17 protein-coding genes and 3 pseudogenes are annotated in these 17,276 nt (G+C 45.1%); 8 read left to right on the plus strand and 12 right to left on the minus strand.

Annotated features, from left to right (window positions below; genetic code table 11):
• Positions 1–56: 56 nt before the first annotated feature.
• The 8 genes from JGK07_RS28225 to JGK07_RS28255 form a co-directional block, all read right to left on the minus strand.
• Complete coding sequence (locus JGK07_RS28225; protein WP_293243269.1) at positions 57–437, minus strand: flavodoxin domain-containing protein; 381 nt, start codon at positions 435–437, stop codon at positions 57–59.
• Entirely contained in the window at positions 434–589 is a 156-nt protein-coding gene (locus JGK07_RS33300) for a DUF5996 family protein (protein WP_293203538.1), read from the minus strand. The genes JGK07_RS28225 and JGK07_RS33300 overlap by 4 nt, the downstream gene beginning before the upstream one ends.
• Entirely contained in the window at positions 579–737 is a 159-nt protein-coding gene (locus tag JGK07_RS28230) for an NAD(P)H-binding protein (protein WP_293186162.1), read from the minus strand. The genes JGK07_RS33300 and JGK07_RS28230 overlap by 11 nt, the downstream gene beginning before the upstream one ends.
• Positions 738–861: 124 nt before the next feature.
• Positions 862–1,005, minus strand: coding sequence for a hypothetical protein (locus tag JGK07_RS28235; protein WP_293186161.1), 144 nt, complete (start codon positions 1,003–1,005; stop codon positions 862–864).
• Between the two features lie 9 nt (positions 1,006–1,014).
• Positions 1,015–2,079 carry a DUF4331 family protein gene (locus JGK07_RS28240; RefSeq protein WP_293231862.1) on the minus strand — a complete coding sequence of 355 codons (1,065 nt, stop codon included), beginning with the start codon at positions 2,077–2,079 and terminating at the stop codon, positions 1,015–1,017.
• A gap of 29 nt (positions 2,080–2,108) precedes the next feature.
• Complete coding sequence (locus JGK07_RS28245; protein ID WP_293186157.1) at positions 2,109–2,399, minus strand: muconolactone Delta-isomerase family protein; 291 nt, start codon at positions 2,397–2,399, stop codon at positions 2,109–2,111.
• A 9-nt stretch (positions 2,400–2,408) separates the two neighbouring features.
• Positions 2,409–3,065, minus strand: coding sequence for an SDR family NAD(P)-dependent oxidoreductase (locus JGK07_RS28250; RefSeq protein ID WP_293186155.1), 657 nt, complete (start codon positions 3,063–3,065; stop codon positions 2,409–2,411).
• Positions 3,062–3,220: a hypothetical protein gene (locus JGK07_RS28255; protein WP_293186153.1), complete on the minus strand. Its 159-nt coding sequence runs from the start codon at positions 3,218–3,220 to the stop codon at positions 3,062–3,064. The genes JGK07_RS28250 and JGK07_RS28255 overlap by 4 nt, the downstream gene beginning before the upstream one ends.
• A gap of 595 nt (positions 3,221–3,815) precedes the next feature.
• Between JGK07_RS28255 and JGK07_RS28260 the strand changes: the two genes are divergently transcribed.
• Both JGK07_RS28260 and JGK07_RS28265 read left to right on the plus strand, forming a co-directional pair.
• Positions 3,816–6,104: a GAF domain-containing sensor histidine kinase gene (locus tag JGK07_RS28260; protein WP_293243264.1), complete on the plus strand. Its 2,289-nt coding sequence runs from the start codon at positions 3,816–3,818 to the stop codon at positions 6,102–6,104.
• Positions 6,105–6,121: 17 nt separating this feature from the next.
• Positions 6,122–6,754 carry a response regulator transcription factor gene (locus JGK07_RS28265; RefSeq protein WP_293186149.1) on the plus strand — a complete coding sequence of 211 codons (633 nt, stop codon included), beginning with the start codon at positions 6,122–6,124 and terminating at the stop codon, positions 6,752–6,754.
• A 253-nt stretch (positions 6,755–7,007) separates the two neighbouring features.
• On the opposite strand, the gene JGK07_RS28270 is transcribed toward JGK07_RS28265, so the two are convergent.
• The 3 genes from JGK07_RS28270 to JGK07_RS28280 all read right to left on the minus strand — a co-directional run bounded on the left by JGK07_RS28270 (position 7,008) and on the right by JGK07_RS28280 (position 10,124).
• The gene (locus JGK07_RS28270; RefSeq protein ID WP_293186147.1) at positions 7,008–7,994 is read right to left on the minus strand and encodes a BsuBI/PstI family type II restriction endonuclease; all 987 of its coding nucleotides are present in this window, start codon (positions 7,992–7,994) and stop codon (positions 7,008–7,010) included.
• Between the two features lie 10 nt (positions 7,995–8,004).
• Complete coding sequence (locus tag JGK07_RS28275) at positions 8,005–9,534, minus strand: Eco57I restriction-modification methylase domain-containing protein (protein WP_293193344.1); 1,530 nt, start codon at positions 9,532–9,534, stop codon at positions 8,005–8,007.
• A 239-nt stretch (positions 9,535–9,773) separates the two neighbouring features.
• Positions 9,774–10,124, minus strand: a complete 351-nt coding sequence (locus JGK07_RS28280) for a hypothetical protein (RefSeq protein ID WP_293186144.1) — start codon at positions 10,122–10,124, stop codon at positions 9,774–9,776.
• Between the two features lie 219 nt (positions 10,125–10,343).
• On the opposite strand from JGK07_RS28280, the gene JGK07_RS28285 reads away from it, so the two are divergent.
• Positions 10,344–10,889: a DsbA family protein gene (locus JGK07_RS28285; RefSeq protein WP_293193343.1), complete on the plus strand. Its 546-nt coding sequence runs from the start codon at positions 10,344–10,346 to the stop codon at positions 10,887–10,889.
• 148 nt (positions 10,890–11,037) lie between these two features.
• On the opposite strand, the gene JGK07_RS28290 is transcribed toward JGK07_RS28285, so the two are convergent.
• Positions 11,038–12,030 carry a Rieske 2Fe-2S domain-containing protein gene (locus tag JGK07_RS28290; RefSeq protein WP_293225903.1) on the minus strand — a complete coding sequence of 331 codons (993 nt, stop codon included), beginning with the start codon at positions 12,028–12,030 and terminating at the stop codon, positions 11,038–11,040.
• 52 nt (positions 12,031–12,082) lie between these two features.
• On the opposite strand from JGK07_RS28290, the pseudogene JGK07_RS28295 reads away from it, so the two are divergent.
• The 5 genes and pseudogenes from JGK07_RS28295 to JGK07_RS28315 all read left to right on the plus strand — a co-directional run.
• Positions 12,083–12,685 (plus strand): annotated as a pseudogene (locus JGK07_RS28295) (TetR/AcrR family transcriptional regulator); the annotation flags it as partial.
• A gap of 57 nt (positions 12,686–12,742) precedes the next feature.
• Positions 12,743–12,847, plus strand: a pseudogene (locus tag JGK07_RS28300) (IS1 family transposase); the annotation flags it as partial.
• A gap of 151 nt (positions 12,848–12,998) precedes the next feature.
• Positions 12,999–13,625, plus strand: coding sequence for an FMN-binding negative transcriptional regulator (locus JGK07_RS28305; protein WP_293193341.1), 627 nt, complete (start codon positions 12,999–13,001; stop codon positions 13,623–13,625).
• Between the two features lie 312 nt (positions 13,626–13,937).
• Positions 13,938–15,965 carry an SUMF1/EgtB/PvdO family nonheme iron enzyme gene (locus tag JGK07_RS28310; protein WP_293186136.1) on the plus strand — a complete coding sequence of 676 codons (2,028 nt, stop codon included), beginning with the start codon at positions 13,938–13,940 and terminating at the stop codon, positions 15,963–15,965.
• A gap of 314 nt (positions 15,966–16,279) precedes the next feature.
• Positions 16,280–17,276: pseudogene (locus JGK07_RS28315) on the plus strand (IS5 family transposase); the annotation flags it as partial.

The raw sequence follows: 17,276 nt of genomic DNA on the forward strand, positions 1-17,276 counted from the left end.
GATTTGTGAAATGGTTGAACCAAAATTGGGACGTATTCTCGGCTTATAAAGCCAGTTTAGGCCTTGTTTGGGCTTAAAATTTGTTTAAGTCCCGCTAACAATCCCAACTGAGCTAATTCGGAACCTGCGCCACAATCGCCGTAGCCACCGCCGACGGTAAAGACACCGCCAACTTTACCTACCATTTCGTCCGTTAACCACAGTTTCTCGCAGACCTCCTCAATGAACTTCTTGACTCGTGCATCAGCAGTCCGATGACGGACGGGAGAACCCATGACGATCGCATCGGCGACGCGCACATCATCGGCTGTCGCTTCAGATGCTTCTTTGCAGATAACTTCTGTGCCTTCAACAGAACGCGCTCCATTCGTAATAGCTTCAGCCATTCGCTTGGTGTTACCAAAGCTTGAGGTATACACGATTAAAACTTTTGTCATTCTTTTTCCCTTTGTATTGATGAGACTGGCGATCTCTCTAGCAATCCTCGATCCCAATGGGCTAAATTTGCTGCCGCCTCATAGGTGCTTTGCAGAAACATCATTAGCGTTGCTTCTGGATCGGCTGCCTGCCGGACAACTTCATAGCGCATTACCCGCAACCACCGTTAAGTTTTTATGGGAGACAGAAAAGCGGGATGGATCGCGAGTAATTGCCGTCAATGTATGTCCTCGCTGCAAGGCTTCATTGAGAATTCGACTGCCGATCGTACCAGTTGGGCCAAACATGATGAGTTTCATACAATCTCTCCGGTTAATTCAGGTCGTTAAATCGTTTGACGCAATCTTTCCGTTAGTTTTATTCTCTATAGTCCCTCCAGTATTCTTAACATTTCATGGATTGATATATTAGGGGCAATCTTGATTACCAAGACAGCAATATCGGTCCACCAAACCTTCTCATTTCAGCAAAGAACTTACCTTGTGCGCCATCCTCTGGAAGACTTGCTAGATACACAGCCGTTTCGGCTCCTCGATCGGCTGTAAACGGTGCATTCGAGCCACCCATATCTGTTACTTATCCCTCTTGTCGGCTAGGGACACCAACAGATGAATCTGTGGGTAGAGGTCTAGCTGGAGCAATATAGGGAAATTCAGTCCTTAGATCGATCGGCGGCGGGACTTTATTCTGAAGTAAAGTATTGAAGAACAGCGTGTAAACGACTGTGCCAAAATCATCTTGTAACCTCCGCCCATTGATGCCGGCAAACCCAAAACTGGCTGGAAGCAGTGGGTTAAAAGGAAGAACATCGGGAAATGACCAGTTTGCTACCATCTGTCCGTAATTTGCAGGTCGATCGGTGCTCTGTGCTACGTGACAAATTTGAGTGACTAAGCTGATTACAGGCTGAGCAAAGTTGTCATAGTCTGTGTCTGGGTCGGTCGAATTGTAGCGTAATGATCCTTCAGGGTTATCATTGAATGTTGCCGCGAAATTGGGCTTGCCACAGCGATTCACCTGCGTCCAATGTCCGTGATCGTTGGCTGCAACCGTTGCATAAAAACTAAATGGTGTATTTGAGATGCGATCGAGGGGCAGTTCAGCAACGATCGCTAGAACATTAGTTGCTCCCGTTGTACTGGCTCCAGTGCTGAAACTTTCGGCATCCCAGACATTATTTTGGATGGCATTATCGAGACAAACACGGGCAGCAACCGCATCCAGGAAGAAAGGATCGCCTGCCAACCCTGTCCAGATCCGTCCTAGATTGGCAATAGGCGCAACCTCATTCACAGTCCCCTGCCCTAACTCTTGCCCTGTAGCGTGATGATCGCGGGCTGCTTCGCCGCTGAGGTAAGTGAGAGACCAAGATTGGGGGTTAGCATCTCCCTGAAAAACAAATCTGAAAACAACGTCAGATTTTGCATCGCCATCGGTATCAAACCGAAATTCGTAGGCTGTTTCAGGTCTAAAAGTATCCCATTGGGGTTGACCTGTAAACGGTGAAGGCAACCCAGCTAAAGGGCTAATAGTCATCACCGCGACAATCTTCTGGGGATCGTCGGCATTGAACAAATAAATGTCGCAGATGTTGATCCGGCTGTCTTGCCGAGATTCTGGCGAATCAAAATGGTGACTCATGCAATTTTTGGGGTGATGAGGACAAATGATTATTGAGCGAAAAGCTCTGCGGTACCTGTGTAGGGAAGTAACGGAATAACTTCAAATTGCATGACACCTGCTTGCGCCATCGGTAACTGAGCAATCATCGCGTTGATTTCTTCAACGTTATTTGCCTCGCATAACAATACAGCACCACTCTTATCAGCAATGTAGTGAATCGAGCGTAGACGATCGCTGGCATAAAGTTCCCAAACTTTTGCCGCCTCTGGCTTGACAACGGGTAAAACCTGTTCAATTTTGGTTTCAGCTTTAACACGTCCGACGATCAAAAATTGCACTGATTCACCTCATTGATAGACATATTCAACTTGCCAAGTTTCAGGAGTCTGCTGGTGCAATTGCCAATACACCTGGGCGATCGCATCGGGGTCAAATTTCGTGTCTGGGGCGATGGTTCCACAAATTGTCACAGTCGCCAGATGAATTCCGTCTGCTTTCAATTCTTCTGCTAAACCCAAAGCAAGATACCGGATTGCCGCCTTACCAATACCGAGCGAAATTAATTGAGGACTAGGATAGAGTGCCAAGCCGCCGCCCGTTAATAGAATCGTGCCGCTTTTTTGTTGCTGCATCCCAGGCAATACCTGTTGAATCGCGCTGATGGCTCCGGCAGCATTAACCTTGAAGTCTTGCACTAAATCTTTAGTAGTCAGACTCATCACAGAATCTAGTTTGAGCAGAGCTGCATTGTAGATCAAAACATCAGGATGACCGATCTGCTGCTGAACCTCGGTAAAGGCCGCTGAGATTGAGGCAGAATCAGCCGCATCAACCTCAAATCCAGTTGACACAATTCCGGCATCACTTAAGATTTTGGTGTATTCAGTCAACGCCTCTGGACGACGGGCTAAGAGTGCCATTTGATATCCTTCTAGTCCAAACCGCCGAGCAAGAGCCAAGCCAAGCCCTGGCCCCACACCCACCAAAGCACAAATTTTGTTCATCGGCTCACCTCATTCCACAAGGAGACATTGATCGTGACATTTAGAGCATGAAAATCCACCTGAATATTTTCGTGCTGTGCTAACTGGCGAGCGATCGCATAGCCTAGCCCTTTGTGACTGCCAGTAATGATTGCTACTTTCTGCATGATGGTCATCAACAACTCCCGATCAAATTTTGAATACGATTCGCCGTACCAACCCTTAAACTATTTGGTGAGTATGGGCAAACTGCTTTGGTTTGTTAAGCTTAATATTGAAGCTATCTTCTGAAAGATTTCTGAATTCAACCGCTCGATTTCCTGAATTTATCCTAAAAGTATCCTCAGTTAAATTTCAGCAATTTCTCAGAATCCGATTGCAGCCAGCAAATTGGGATACAACCCACTGTACAGAGAATCTTTCCAATCGTTACTACACCAAGAGATGATGTTTTTGCTATCCAATCGGTAGTTTTTTACCTACCCATTTAGGTAGTTTTCTATGTTTTGCAAAATTATCGATCGAATTTTTTAAGATAACTACATAGTGAAAATCGTTGCACAAAGTTGGATTATGACCTCAATCCAGCGAAATTTGTGCAATCTGAAATTGACTGTTCGATCGACTCCATCAATACGGGCACTTCAGCGGAATATCGGCACGATCGGGATACACCAGCCAAGCTGAGGTGTTAAAATCTGTTCGTCAGTTTGCGATCGGAAATTATGCTGGTACACTATCTGCACGGCAAGTGCGATCGAGGTTGAAACCATGTCCGAGCATCAAAAATCGCCTTCCTCACCAAAATTATCTGCCGTGCTTGAAGCAGATTATCAAATACTACATAGGCGAAATCGGCTCTTGGAAGCCTCGGCCAACGCAACCAGTGTTTTACTGACGGTGGAGAACTTTGATGAAGCGATCGATACTGCCCTGCAAATCATTGTCGAAGGTGCAGGATGCGATCGCATTAATGTGCTAGAAGGTAACTTTGATCCTTCATCCGATCGCTCATCAAGCGTGCCAACCTACCATACCGCGATCTATGAGTGGACTAGACCTGGCATTATGCGACAGATGGATAGCCTGGAAACTGGGCGCATCCCTTCAGCCGGAATCGAAGCATTTCTGGAACGATATTATCTTCATGGGGATGGTTTTGGCGGACTCTTAGAAGCTTGGGTCGAACCTTTGCGTAGTGTCTATGCATCCGTTCGAGTCCAGTCTAGTTATTCGGTGCCGATTCGGGTCAAGGGGCAGTGGTGGGGAGTGTTGTGCTTGAATTATTGTCGAGCAGCGATTGAGATCGGTGCGGCAGAAGTCGCCGTTTTGCGATCGATCGCTGATTGTATTGGTAGTGCGATCCAGCGCGATCGCACGCAAAAAATCATCCTCCAAGCGGAACAGGTGCGCGTTGCCGAATTGGCCAAGGCAAATCATTTGCTCAAGCAAACCGTGGATTTGTTGGCAACAGAACCCGACCTCAATCGCTTTTTGGACTATGTGCTCAAAGCCTTTTCCGAACAGTTTGATGCCCCACTGATCCAGTATTGGGAGAGTCCAGAACCTGGCGATATTGCCTATCTTAGGCTTGCTTGCCGTAACGGACAAATTCTCACAGCAGCCGATTTGCCCAATGATTGTCTGGTGACAGGTGTCCCAATCCTACCGGAACTAGCTGGGTACGGAAATTTCCAAACTCGTCAGCGTTACTATGTGATCGAAGATATCCCTACCGATCCGATCGAACTGGCGCTCTTCTCACCGCTGAATTTTGATTTGGAAACCTGGTGTACGGAGCATGGCATCAGGAAAATGATTAACATCGCGCTGATGTGGTCTGAAAAGGCTACGAGTTCGCTGATACTTTATTTTCCCAGCGATCGCCATTTGAGCGATCGACAAATCGAGCTAATGTGTGCGCTAGCACAGCAGGTGACTCTGGCCATTCAACTGACACAATTGGCAGAAATTAAACAATCAGAAGCGATCGCGCGCGCGCAGGAACAAGCTGCACACGAAAGCGTTACCGAATTGGTCAAGGCAAACACAGCTCTTAAACAATCTCTTGATACCCTCGCCACCGATCCGGATCTCGATCGCTTTATTGGATATACCCTCAAACTCATTGCCGAGCAATTAGATGCCCCACGCATTGAATATTGGGTGCATTCCGATCGAGAAGATCGGGCTTATTCCTATTTAACCTACTGCCAAGGGCAAACTCTCAAATCGAGCGACCCATCTGCACAAGTCGGGTTAGATGTGACACCATTTCTCGACATTCCCCTCAAAGTCGGCAACACGAACATCGGCACTTTGACCATCTACTTATCCAGTTATCACACCTTTGCTGGGCAAACTATCGAACTGGCTCATGCCCTAGCCCAACAGCTCACCTTTGCCATTGAACTGACCCGTTTTGCCGAAGAAGCCCAACAAGCGGCATTGCTGCAAGAACGCACTCGGATGGCGCGGGAAATTCACGATACTCTCGCCCAAGCTTTTGGCGGAATTTCGATGCAGTTACAGGCGTTCGACTACTTTGCCGCGACTCAACCAGAAAAAGCGCAGACTCATTTGCTGACGGCTCAAGCTCTAGCGCGAGATGGCTTGGCTGAAGCCCGCCGATCGGTTTGGACGCTATATTTGGAAACATCCGAATACGAAGATCCCGCTCGGACGATCGCCAAATTTATCGAACAAACGATGTCCAGACAATCGGTGCCCATCGATCTGGCGATCGACGGCAGCCCCCGCCGTCTCCATCCCGATTTGGGACTTAATTTGCTTCGTATTGCCCAAGAATCGATCGCCAATGCTCTGCACCATGCCCAACCCCAAACCATCCAAATTCGCCTCAGCTACAGTCTCCAAAATCTGCAAATGACTATTCGCGATGATGGCTGTGGCTTTGAGGCGCAATCTCCCTCGCCGGGATTTGGCTTGATGGGGATGCAGCAACGGGCAGCCAGGATTGGAGCTACCTGGCACCTAGTCAGCCAGATCGATCGAGGTACCAGCATTACTGTCACTCTCGCCCATCCCGAAGCCCCCTAATACCATCGCGATCGAATATGCCTGAATCTCCCAAAACCATCCGACTGCTGGTTGCCGACGACCACCCGATCGTCCGTCAAGGCTTAGTCGCGATTTTAAATGACCAGCCCGATATGAATGTCGTTGCCGAAGTCAATAATGGCCAACAGGCGATCGAACAGTTTCGCATTCATCAGCCCGATGTCGCTATTCTGGATTTAAAGATGCCAGAAATCGGCGGCGTAGAGGCGATCGACACCATCCGAGCTGAATTTTCCACTGCCGCCATTATCATGTTCTCGATCTATGAGACAGATGAGGATATCTATCGAGGGCTGCGGGCTGGAGCCAAAGCTTACCTACTCAAAGATACGCCCTGCCAGGAGATTTTAGAAGTGATTCGGACTGTCAGCGGGGGGCAACGCTACATCCCAGCAGAAATTGGCACTAAGTTGGCGGCACGAATGGAGCGACCGGATCTGAGCGATCGAGAAAATCAGGTGTTGGCGTTAATGGCTCAAGGTAAAAAAAATAAAGATATTGCTGGCGAACTAAACATTTCTGAAAATACTGTCAAGTTTCATGTTACCAATGTCACGCTCAAACTCGGTGCTAGCGATCGTACTCGCGCTGTAGTCAATGCTCTTCAGCAAGGCATTATTAAGTTGTAGTTGCGATCGAAAAGCGAATCGAATACGCGATCGAATTTGGTTGGATCGCCGCAACCCACTTCCCTCTCACGGTCTATAGAACCTATTTGAGATCTCTCGAACTATGGGCGATCTCCAACTCTCATCGGTTATGGAAACACAAAGCGAAAGTAACTGAATATTTATCTGTCTAATGGCTTGCGCTTCACCGGACGGCAATAATGTTTGCATCATAACTGATAGCGTATGTCTCCGTTCCGTGTCCAAGCGCTTGTTAGCTTCTTTTGTCATGAGGGCCGAGGAAACGTTCACCATTAAAGTGAACTAGATGGTCTGGGTTATCGGCAATCCACACTTCAGTTTCCCATGCAATATCAGCCGCATTCTTGCGAAATTCAGCACGGTCTGGAAACGCTGTCACATAAACAAGACCAACCTTACAATCTTTGAAGGCTTCTTCAAGTTCAACCCAACGCTTTGGGGATATAGGGCCATGACTGGTAACTGCTTCAATCAAAAACAGCCATTCTCGGTCTTCGTCATACACTACAATATCTGGCAATTTGTCATGTGACATTGGGGGGACACCCAATGATTCCAGGTATTCGGCTTCTAAGAACATCAGCTTTCCGCCTTCTTTTCGACTGCTAGCGGTATCACCAATGTATAACAATCGACCGCCAGCACCGATGAAGCGCGAACAGAATTCGTGAACAATGTCGGCGTGAAGCTGATTATGCTTACCAGGTGACAGTGTGATGGTTTCACCGCTTGGTAAGCTAATTGGAATTTTGTGCAGATCGAGAGCGCGTTCATATTGTGCCTTCAATTCAGGCACCGCATCCTTGTAATCTTGAACTTTCCCCAACCAGCCGCCGTGTGGGTATTCCGCCAGAATCTCCAACATTGACTGATTCAATGAATAGTTATTGTCTTTGCTGTTGGTTGCTCGCGTGGGGTCATCTCGGTTTCGATCGACAATACGGGCTTGCTCGAATTGATGAAGTGTTTGTCTTCTGATGGTTTCGCGACTGTTCGGCTTATAGTCCATTCCATATTCATTACGGATGAATTCCATGATGTTCACGGTTGGCAAAAGCGGTGCTGTTGATGAACTCCAGTCATCTAAAGGTTTTATATTAGCCAGTGCCAAAAAGACCCATGCCGATCGATCGTTACACTGTGCTTTGGGCAGCCCCAAGGCAGTCAATAATGCTTTTGCTTCATTTAGTTTTTCTTGTTGTTGTGCCGTAAATTCCAAATTTCCCCCCTTATATTGAAGCTACTACACCAAGAACTCGATTCACGATCGAATCAATTTTAGCCGTTTCAAAAAGTTTAAGCTTGTGTACTTGATCACCAATTTTCTTCACTTGGTCACGAGATGGAAATTTCATTACCCTGATTTCAGTAGCATTAACTTGTGTATTCCCCGAAATGCACCTGAAATAATTATCCATGAATGATGAATTAAAGATAGTCGCAAGACCATAGGCTTCAATATTGGATAATTCACCACCTAATACACCGATATAATTAGTCTTGTTACCAAAGCCAATCAATTCACAATCGTGCATATTGGCAAGGTGAACGCTAGCAACTAAGCGCCGTTTTTCGTCTTTGGATGAAAAACGTTTTAGCAACACATAAGTACCATTTTTCATCGTATGTTTGTCATGCTCTTCATTAAGCCTGAAGGCTACATCTTTCTTGTGATTACCTATCCAAGTTGCAGTTAATGGTGTCACATTATGTGGACGGTAAAGCGGAACTGTATTTTCAGCACTCGTGTCTTCAGTGATGTATTGGCGGGCACGATGTTCGACCACACGACCAGTCGAAATAAAATATCCAGCACCTTCAAAAGTGGTTTTTAAAGTTTCAGCTTGCTTCAAAATACTAGCCGCAGAAGCTGATTCAGGAATTCTAATTAGTCTTTGATCGTTTGAAGGATCGACAATTAAATGAACCGGATATTGTTTTTCCTCAGCATTGTTGATGCTGGCATCGCAGTCACTCGATCTAACTGTTATGGTGTCGGCATTACTGCCTTTAACGAAGTAGCAAATAATGTTTTCTTGAAGCACTGTTGAGTCATCATTGTTAAACACCTTGTCTCGGTGTTTGAAAATATGAATTAATCTCAGTGCTGATTCAGTTAGCAAGTATTCACGAAAACCCTTGAAATATAGTCCATTTGTGAAGCTGCGAGGTGTTATCGTTACCATTTGACCGCCAGCCTTCATGCAAGCCATTACAACTGCCATGAACGAAGCATATATATTCGGATCGCCGTGATACAAATCGGCTACCGCTCTGGCATAAGGTGAATCTTTCGCACTATATTTAAAGTATGGCGGGTTGATTACTGATATATCAAAGGGCTGAAAAGTTTTTTCTTTATCTGGTCTAGCAATTATAAAGTCTTCACAGCAAATTTCGTAAGTAAATGTTCCTAGTTGTTCGCAAAACAAACACTGAACGATATTCAGCGTCTGTTTAAGGCTGGCAACTGCCTCGGAATCTAGTTCATATAGTACAGCATGAACGGCCTTACAACCCATACTCAAGCAATAGAAAGCAGTAGATGCGGCTAATATACCAGTTCCTGCGCCAGCATCAAGTATGCGAATAGTCTTACTTTTGGGCTTGACAATCAGAGATGCCATGTAATCGGACACGACGAATCCTGTGAAGAACTGCCCTAATATCTTCCTGCTTTCTAATGATTTAGATCTGAGAAATGCACTTTGAAGGCTAATAATATCGTCTTTTGGATCAATAAGTGCTTGCCGATTCAACTATTTTCACCCTTGCCTATAAGTTTTATAAGCATTATCTCTTATTTGACTCAATTTATTTAGGATCTTGTGTAGCTAACTAGTTATTAGACGGAAACTTTCCCTATAATACACCAAAATAGAGTGATAGACGGAAAAATTTCCGCCCAAAGCCTAATGTCCTGCTATGACTTTCCGTATGTCATCCTAGATCGGCGTGATATACAGAAACTTTCCAGATATCACCCCAAATCGGGATATTAAACGGCTCTCCTGGGTATTCGGTAAGTGAAGCCTATATGACTCCTGACGACTCCTGGCATGAGTTTCAATACTTGTACCGGGGAAATTTTGTAGATTGAGATACAATTTGCACCATAAAGCCAGGAGCCCTTTTGCTTCCAGTAAGCGTAATGCTCGATTGGATAGGCATAAACGGCTTTCTCGGCACCACCATGAACGGTCAAATCTGCCTGCTTGTCGCCATCTAAATTGAGCGATCGCATCATCACTCGTCCTGCCACTGGCTGCTTGAAAATACCAGTCGTGACCTGTTTTCGCTTCCAGGTGACTTCGCGTGGCAATCCAACACAAACGGAAATTAGTTTCATCAGGGAACCCCTTCGATGATTACTTCCTGAAACTCTAACGCAGTTTTCTGATTTTGGCATACGCTTTTTGAAATTGAGAAACCCACCTATTTAGGTAGGCAAAAAACCAACAATAGTGGAGTAAGAAAATCATCATCTAGTGTAGTAATGATTGGAAAGATGCTCTGTAAAGTGGAAGTTATCCCAATCTGCTGCAATAGCAATTGCGACTCTTATCTCATGGCTTTATCCCCCAACCCCGATCGATTAACACCGCCAGTGAGTAGCCGAGATCGTTGTCAAGGCAGCACCACCGCCAAAGTAACGCTGGTACAGTATGGCGACTATCAATGTCCGAACTGTCAAGCAGCGCATGGCATCATCCCCTCGATTCAAGCACAGATGGGCGATCGCCTGCGGTTTGTATTTCGGCATTTTCCGCAGTCGCAGATTCATCCCGAAGCTTACCATGCGGCTGAAGCTACCGAAGCTGCTGCCGCACAAAATAAGTTTTGGGAAATGCACGCTTGCTTATTCGAGCATCCATCTCAACTTGCTGATAGTAATCTAGTCGAATATGCGATCGCGCTCGATCTGGATGTCGATCAGTTTTTACAAGAAATGTCTACCGATCGACATGTGGCACGGGTACAAGCGGATCTTGATAGTGGTATCGACAGCGGTGTGATCTCAACACCCACATTTTTTATCAACGGGGTGAAATACAATGGCGATCGCAGTTTAGAGACACTGCGGGATGCTGTTTTGCAAGCCGATCGTCAATGAGGAGAAATTAGATTAATCGATCTGGTTCACATCCAGGTAACGATTGTGATTAGTCATTATTATCCATCGCAAAAGTGCGTCACTTGTCGAATCTTTGTGTTCTTCGCTAAAATTGTTCTTAGCATGGAATATGCTATATTAAACCTGTTTACCTTGACAGATTAGGCTCTCTAACATTAGGAAAGCTTTCAAAATTGCGCCGTACCCAATCCATCCCCACTTCATTATTGAGTTTAATTTTCTGAGGCGTATCAGGATAAATTTTCCCTAAAATATCCGCATCTTGATCCACAACAACTTTGCCAAAATTGAGATACATTCCCCCCAATAGCTTAAAGATAGGATGCTTTGCTTGACCGAACAGCAAAATATAAGTTCGCGTCCGATTCTCGGCTTCTGGTACGAATATATGACACTGTGCAGCTTTGCCGAATGGCATTTCTCCATGAAAAATTATTAGGCATGGGAAATGATTTTCTAAATGAGCTTTAAAGGTGCTGGGTAGTAACAACAAATCTGGCTTTCTGAGCTTTTCTGCCAAACTGTAAGGCGCGGTAGGCATATCATAAAACGCATGGGATTTATGTCCTTCATCGATGAATTGATGAAATTCGACATCGGTAATCCTAAACAAGTCTCGGTGAGTGCCGTTTTGGTGATTGTAGTCGTGCATATTCAGCAGCATCGTCAGCAAATCTGTCTCGATACTGCGATCGGCAGTATGCCCGATAAAGTAGTAAGTTTCGGCAATTTCCTGGAGCACATTGGGAATGGGAACTTGCGGCTCGTATTCCCCATAAGACCAAATGAAGTCACCTTGAACAATCAAATCTAACGGTTTTAGTAAGGGCAATGTTTTCTGATGCGATCCGGGCAATATGGTGCAGCCGCTCGCATCAAATTTCAGGGCATGGAAGGGGCAGACGACACCGCTTGGGCGATCGCCCTCAGCTTCGCACCATCCTTCCGACAGCATTGCTCCCATATGCGGGCAAGCGTTGGGCAAGGCATTGATGCTTCCGTCAGAATCTTTCCACATCACATAGTCAGTGCCATACAAGGAAATTTTGCGAGGCTGGTTCGCTGTCAGCATCGACTTATGTGCCAACAACCAAGGTGCACCGGGAAGCATAGACTGCATGGTGTTCTCCTTTAGACCTAAAATTGTGAGAGATTTGTCGCTTTTCTAGAATATGACAAAAGATTCGCATTCGTCAAGCAGTTTGCGCCGTCAACCGAAACAGCAGCGTGGTAAAGAAAGAGTCGAAAAAATCTTGGATGCAGCAGCAGCAGTGTTTGATGAGGTGGGCTATTCCGAGGCGACGACTCATCTAATTGCAGCAAAAGCAGGGACAGCCATTGGTTCTCTGTATCAGTTTTTTCCTGATAAAGCTGCCATTTTTAATGCAATGGAACTGCGTCATGCCGATCGCGTTAAGGCGATGTGGGCCCAGACGAACACACCAGAAATCGTTCAGTTACCGCTGCGTGAAATGATTCACACCCTCGTGACTGCTGTTGCAGAGATGTTTGAACAGCCTGTATCGCGGGTGGTATTCGTGCAGTTTTATATAGCGCCGGAGATTTTCCAGTCGATCGATGAAAGTATGACTCAGGAGGCGATCGACTTTATGGCGAGTCTTTTGCAGCAGAGAAATCCCAGCTTGCCGGAGGTGCAATGCAGCCTGTTCGCGGAGGTTTGCGTTCACAGCAGCAATGCCGTCATTCTCTCGGCACTTCGCAACCCGGATTTACAGCATCGCCAACAACTGGTACAGCAGATTGAGGATTTGTTGGTGTCGTATTTAGAGCCATATGTCGGGGAAAGTCGGTTGAGCCATGTAATGAAAGTAATGAAATGTCCTCATTGTCGATCGCAGCAATTGTCCAAAAATGGGTATCGACGGGGGAAGCAGTGCTATCGCTGTAAGGAATGTGGCAAACAGTTTGTCGAGAATTCAGTGCGTTGAATCGGACACAATCTGAGTTGTAGTTTTCCATACTCGATCGCAATATCCAACACTTCAAAATTACATGATTTGTCGATCGCCCTTCAATTTGGTACGAGTGCTATCATAGACGGGAACTTGAGACCCAAATGGAATTTATATGTATAATCCAACTGCTTTTCAAGAAGACAATATTGATAAACTCGTTGCTTTCATGAGAGCAAATAGTTTTGCAACATTGGTATCGAGCGCAGACGGTGTACCTTGTGCTTCACATATTCCTCTCGTCATTACAATAGAAGAGGATGTCGTAAAATTGAGCGGTCATCTTGCGAAGCAAAATCCTCAATGGCAAGCATTTGGATCTACTGAGTCATTGGCTATTTTTACCGGGGCGCACGCTTACATTTCCCCTGCACAGTATGAAAAACATGAGAGCGTGCCAACATGGAACTATATTGCTGTTCATGCCTATGGTGTTCCCAAAATTATCATGCTCAATGACTCACCAAAAGCAATGAACACGATGATAAATCAGATGATCGACACCTACGATGTTGACTATCAATCGCATTGGGACGGTTTATCCAATCAATTCCGTGAAGGGATGATGGATGGTATTGTAGGATTTGAGATGGCTATAACTCGACTGGAAGGAAAGTATAAGCTCAGTCAAAACCGCAGCCAAGCCGATCAAAAAAATGTGTCTGACACATTGCTACAGAGTTCAGATCCTGCCGCTCGTGCTGTGGGTGTCGAGATGAAACAGAATCTGGAAGCAAATTAAACAGTCGATCGGATCAAGGGAAAATCAAACATTTAGCTTTAAGTAATTTTGATGATATTTTAGATCGATGTACTGTGGGGTTAAATCGTTGATATTAGGCTGAGAGTAAGAGTGTTTTATTTGATACTTTATGCTACGGAAGTCGATCGGCTAAACACGATTTTCGAGAAATCCAGGGATTGATATCAGTCGATCTGGCACTGCGGCGATGAATACCAGTGGTGAGTGGGTTGCGAAAATTAATCGATATGATGAGGCAGAAAGACACAAAAGGTATATCATAACCTTAAATCAGATCATTTCTTCCCAGATATGTTCTACTGCTCGAATCCAAGGTGCTCTCATCCTTTCAATCCCGACAAATCTAAATTTTGTCAAAGTTGCGGCCAGCCCGACCTCACGCCTCTATTCAGAAACCGCTACCGCGTGATTCGACTGTTGGGGGAGGGGGGATTTGGCAGAACTTATGAAGCGGTAGATATCGATCGCATGGACGATCCCTGCGTCATCAAGCAGTTTATGCCCCAAGTTCAGGGAACATCAGCACTTGAAAAGGCTACAGAACTGTTTAAGCAAGAAGCGAAACGACTTTACGAACTCGGCGAACATCCCCAAATTCCTCGATTAATTGCTTATTTTGAACAAGACAAGCGACTTTATTTAGTACAAGAATTGATTGAGGGGCAAAATTTACTGGCTGAATTAACTCAGCAGGGAGTTTTTAGCGAAGAAAAAATTTGGCAGTTGCTGGCAGATATTTTGCCGATTCTGAAATTTGTGCACGATCGCAATGTCATTCACCGAGACATCAAACTTGAGAATATCATCCGCCGTCGCACCTCCCCCAATCCATCTCTAAATGCGGCAAATTTTAGCAATTCCGCTTTTCGGAGGGGAGCACGGCGAGAGTTAGTTTTAATTGATTTCGGCGTTTCAAAACAAGTGACTGGCTCGCTGATGAGCCAAGTAGGTACGACGGTAGGAACGCCCGGATATTCGCCGGTAGAACAAATGCGAGGTCAAGTTTTCCCCGGAAGCGATTTGTACAGTTTGGGGATAACTTGCCTGAGGCTGCTAACTCAATGTTTGCCAAAAATTGACGGTTCCGATGACCTTTACGATCCGATAAATGGCGGCTGGATTTGGAGAGAAAGGTTGCCCGCAGGTACAAAAATCAGCAGCGAGTTGGCAACAATTTTAGATAAATTAATTCAAGATTATCTCAAAAACAGATATCAATCTGCTGATGAAGTCATCAAAGCTTTAAATCTCTATTCTTTACCTCCCCAACCCCATTTTGGTAAGGGCGGACAACTTACGTTAAATTCTTCTCAGACCAAGGCAGCCCTACCTCCCCTCAATGCTTATCTAACCGAGGGAGGAAAGCTTGCTATCAATACCCCGATCAATCACAGCGCCCAAATCAACAGCAATATCTCTGTGAATTCAAGGGTAAAATCTAACACAAATCCGCCTCACAACCAGGGAACACCAAAGATTTCTGCTGTTAAAAGCAGTTTTGAATTTCAGGTGGTGACAGTAGACAATCGCGGGCAGCAAACTGATGTTAAAAGTGGCAAAACACATTTTTTTGAAGAACATCTCGGCCGCAATACAATCATGGAAATGGTATCTGTTCCTGGCGGTACTTTCCTGATGGGTACCCCAAAAGATCGGGGTGACAGTGACGAAAAACCGCAGCACTCAGTAACATTAGCACCTTTTTGTATTGGCAAATTTCCAGTCACTCAGGCACAGTGGGCAGCCGTTGCAGCGCTACCGGAAATTAAAATATATCTCAATCCCGATGCTGCCCGTTTTAAAGGTGTAAATCGACCGATAGAAAATATATCTTGGTATGAAGCGATGGAGTTTTGTGCTAGACTTTCTCGCAAAACTGGTAAGCATTATCGCTTGCCTAGCGAGGCCCAATGGGAATATGCTTGTCGGGGGGAAACTTCGGGGCCGTTTCACTTTGGGGAAACGATTACTAGCGAGTTAGCAAATTACAACGGAAATTCTAATTACGCTGATGCGCCGAAGGGAGTTTATCGCTTTCAAACTACAGATGTTGGTAGTTTTAAACCCAATGCTTTCGGATTGTATGATTTGCACGGAAATGTGTGGGAATGGTGCGCGGATGCTTGGCACAATAATTACAACGGTGCGCCTGTTGATGGCAGTGTTTGGGAGTCGGGCGGCGACTTTTCGCTGAGGTTGTTGCGGGGGGGTTCTTGGAACGATCATCCTCCGAATTGTCGCAGCGCGTGCCGCCTCAGATATCAGCCTGATTGTAAGGCTAGTATTGTGGGTTTTCGAGTGGTTGTTCCTGTGGTTTGATTTGTAGTCAGTTGTTAGTTGTTATATCAATTTTTTATGAGGCTGCTCCCGAATCTGATCCCCCCTAACCCCCCTTAATAAGCAGGGCGGTTTTATTATCGTCAGACAAATTAGGTACGTAGTTGCGCTTCAGCGCTCTTTATAATATTAGGAAAGAGCGCAAAGATCGCAACTACGTAGGGCTTGCTGAATAAGCCTAAAACCCTTACCTGAAAAGGCTTTGACTCGCGTTCGGCACTGACAATGTGTTAGACTATGAGCTAAAATTAGTCAAAAGCCATGCACAGCATCACTTTCCTTCATGTACCGAAAACTTGACTAGGGCCCCAAAAGAACCTTCCAACTTTGATCTACCCTTCGAGGGACAATTATCAGAGAATAATCGTTGGGTAATCATGGCAAAAATAATTCCATGGTCAGAATTTTTGTTGATGAATATGCCCAAAAATTCACCTGTTCAACAGGAACCCGCGCGAAATCGTTTCGTATAGCATTGGGGGCATTAATAATCAAAGAGAGATTAGGAACTAGCGACTCTGAAACAGTAGAACAAATAAGAGAAAACCCATGCCTACAATACTTCCTAGGTCTAAGTGGCTATAGTAATGCTAGACCATTCGACTCATCCATGTTCGTTTATTTTCGGCAAAGAATAGGAGTCAACCCGAGAAGAAGTAGAAAAAAAGTAATCAGATTGGAGTGAACCCAAAAATCAAGGAAAATTAATATTAGATGCAACCTGTGCGCCAGCCGACATTAAATATCCGACCGACTTAGGACTATTAAATCAAGCCAGAGAACATACTGAAAAAATCATAGATAGTCTACACAATCAAACTAAATCACCCGTAAAAAAAAGCCTCTTGACATATCGAAACAGAGCCAGAAAAGAATACCTAACCATAGCAAAATAAAAAAAGCCACGACGAAAATCAAGAAGAAAAGCCATTAAAAAACAACTGCAATACATCCAAATAAATTTGGCTAGTATAGAGCGAATGGGTGAGCTAAAGTTATTAACCAAATCTCATTATAGAATGCTGTTAGTAGTTACAGAAGTCTACTGCCAACAGTTGTTAATGTACGAAAAGAAAGAACATAGTATTCCCGACAGAATAGTAAGTTTAACGCAACCACAGATCCGCCCGCTCCGTGAGAGGGAAAGCTGGGAAATCCGTTGAATTTGGGGCAAAACTGTCAGCCAGTTGTCGCAATGGGTACGTATTTTTAGACCGAATTAGTTGGGATAACTTCAACGAATCAGGAGACTTAAAAATACAAGTAGAAGCATTTAAACAATTCACCGGATTT

This window comes from Microcoleus sp. PH2017_24_DOB_U_A (assembly GCF_020738205.1).
Classification (GTDB): Bacteria; Cyanobacteriota; Cyanobacteriia; order Cyanobacteriales; family Microcoleaceae; genus Microcoleus.